Raw genomic sequence first — 579 nt, forward strand, 5'->3', positions numbered from 1 at the left:
CGACTTTTCGATTCGTTCACTTTGAGCTTTAATCGCTTAGTGATGAACGCTGTAATTTCCCGTTGGATTATTAGCCCTTCGCTTTTCGTTTTTACTAAAATGATTATGTCATCAGCGTAACGTGCAAACTTAAGGCGTTTGTAGGTTAACTTCTTATCTAATTCATCGAGTAAAATGTTGGAAAGCAAAGGGGATAATGGCCCACCTTGAGGGACTCCTTTAGTTGACTCAAACCACAGACCCGTTTCGCGCTCTGCGATCCCCGCTCGTAAGTATTTACCGAGTAGGCGCATGAGTGCTTTGTCTTTGATTTTACGACCAATACGATTCATCAGCATGTCATGGTTTACCTCATCAAAGAACTTAGACAAGTCAATATCAACCGCTGTTTTATAACCTTGTTTAACACAAGATTGAACATGGTTCACTGCTTGACTGGCTCTTTTATGAGGGCGATAACCATAACTATGTGGTGAAAATTGAGGCTCAAAGTAAGGACTGATCACTTGAGCAATGGCTTGTTGGATCACTCTGTCGATAACAGCAGGGATCCCAAGCATTCGCTCACCATCATACGGC

General features: G+C 42.3%; 1 protein-coding gene. It reads right to left on the reverse strand.

Annotation, left to right across the window (positions count from 1 at the left end):
• Positions 1-560, reverse strand: a 560-nt coding sequence (locus CWB85_RS21970) for a reverse transcriptase domain-containing protein (protein ID WP_249314966.1), incomplete at its 3' end; no start/stop codon positions are given.
• Positions 561-579 lie beyond the last annotated feature (19 nt).

Source organism: Pseudoalteromonas sp. S1727, assembly GCF_005886375.1.
Classification (GTDB): domain Bacteria; phylum Pseudomonadota; class Gammaproteobacteria; order Enterobacterales; family Alteromonadaceae; genus Pseudoalteromonas; species Pseudoalteromonas haloplanktis.